The organism is Holdemanella sp. DFI.5.55 (assembly GCF_020593575.1).
Classification (GTDB): Bacteria; Bacillota_I; Bacilli_A; order Erysipelotrichales; family Erysipelotrichaceae; genus Holdemanella; species Holdemanella hominis.
Map to the genome: position 1 here is coordinate 1 of NZ_JAJDMK010000148.1, position 1,640 is coordinate 1,640.

The following is a 1,640-nucleotide window of genomic DNA, read 5'->3' on the forward strand; positions in this document are numbered from 1 at the left end:
CACTAATTTTGAAACGTACAACACGACATTCAAAATCAAAATAAGGGCTTCCGTCAAAAAATTCAAATTTCCAAAAAAAAGAGGAGCACATTTTTTTGTTCCCCTCAAAGCCGTCATTTCTTAATTAAATAACATTGGAAATCTCTGACTTTTTTATTTATGTAACTGCTTCAAATGCTTTATCCAAATCTTGAATTATACCATCAATGTTTTCACATCTTATGCTTAAACGAATTATGTTCGGACGAATTCCCTGATCTAGTAACTCATCTTATGTACATTGTGATTGTTTTGTTGTCACCGGATAAATCACTAACGATTTAACATCCGCAACATTCGCCAATAAGGAGAATAATACTAGATTTTCTATAAAATCTTTAGCTTTTTGTGCATCCCTCTTAATGTCAAACGTGAAGATATAGCCTCCTCCATTAGGAAAATGTTTTTTATACAACTATTGTTGATTAGGATCTGTAGAGACGCTAGGATGAGATACGCTTTCTACTTGAGCATGATTATTCAAATATTCGACGACTTTTAATGCGTTATTACTATGACTTTCCACACGTAAGGATAATGTTTCTAACCCTTGTAAGAATTAAAATGCATTGAAAGGAGAAACTGCAACTCCTGTATCTCTTAAAAGAATTGCACGCCCTTAGTGACGAATGCTGCAGCTCCATATGTTTGTGTAAAACTTATACCATGATAACTTGGATTTGGTTTTGTCAATGAATCGGATTTACCGCTAGCTTCACAATCAAATTTTCTTTCCTCCATCAACGATAACACCACCAATACTGGTTCCGTGACCTCAAATAAATTTTGTGGCTGAATGAATAAAAATATCAGCCCCATATTCAATTGGTCTCACTAAATACTATGAGGCGAATGTATTATCCACTACTAATGGAATTTTATGTTTATGAGCAATCTTTGTGATTGATTCAATATCTACTACATCAGAATTTGGATTACCCAATGTTTCAATATACAAAGACTTTGTCTTTTCATTAATAGCACTTTCAATTTCTTCTTCATTAAAGATAGCTACAAAGTTTGTTTCAATCCCATATTTAAGTAGAGTGTTCTCCAATAAAATTAAATGAACCACCATATATATTTTTGGCTGAAACAATATTGTCCCATTTTGAGCTAAATTTAATATTGTATATGTAACAGCCGCTGCACCAGATGCTACGGCTAACTCAGCTACACCACCTTCAATAGCTGCTATACGCTTTTCAAATACATACTCACTTGGATTCGTTAAACATCCATAAATATTTCCTGCATCACTCAATTCAAAACGTGCTGCTGCATGATCGCAATTTCTAAACACATAAGATGGTGTTTGATAAATAGGCACTGCACGTTCATCAGTTGTTGGATCTGTTTGTTCTTGTCCTACATGTAGTTGTAATATTTCGAATTTAAAATTTCGTTGATCTCAATTTAATTTAGTTATAATCATCCTCTTTATTTAATACTATTCTTATATGTTTTCTATGATAAAAAATGTTTATTATGGCAACGATAAATGCAATTATTTACATTGTATTTAAATTTCTTTTATTTTGTCTGAAAAAAAAGCCCATCAAATCATATAAAATGATTTGTATGGGCGCTTTTCATTTGCT

2 protein-coding genes and 1 pseudogene are annotated in these 1,640 nt (G+C 32.2%); all 3 read right to left on the minus strand.

The window, feature by feature from the left end; all coding sequences use genetic code 11:
• Window positions 1-271 precede the first annotated feature (271 nt).
• Window positions 272-583, minus strand: a pseudogene (locus LJE08_RS13435) (PLP-dependent transferase); the annotation flags it as partial.
• Between the two features lie 56 nt (window positions 584-639).
• Window positions 640-858 (minus strand): hypothetical protein, encoded by a 219-nt coding sequence (locus LJE08_RS13440; RefSeq protein WP_227403505.1) that lies wholly within the window; start codon window positions 856-858, stop codon window positions 640-642.
• Between the two features lie 22 nt (window positions 859-880).
• Entirely contained in the window at window positions 881-1,426 is a 546-nt protein-coding gene (locus tag LJE08_RS13445) for an aminotransferase class I/II-fold pyridoxal phosphate-dependent enzyme (protein ID WP_368735835.1), read from the minus strand.
• Window positions 1,427-1,640: the final 214 nt, after the last annotated feature.

Coding starts and splice junctions, on each gene's coding strand:
- LJE08_RS13440 (WP_227403505.1), bottom strand. CDS start 858: ATGGGGCTGATATTTTTATTCATTCAGCCACAAAATTTATTTGAGGTC.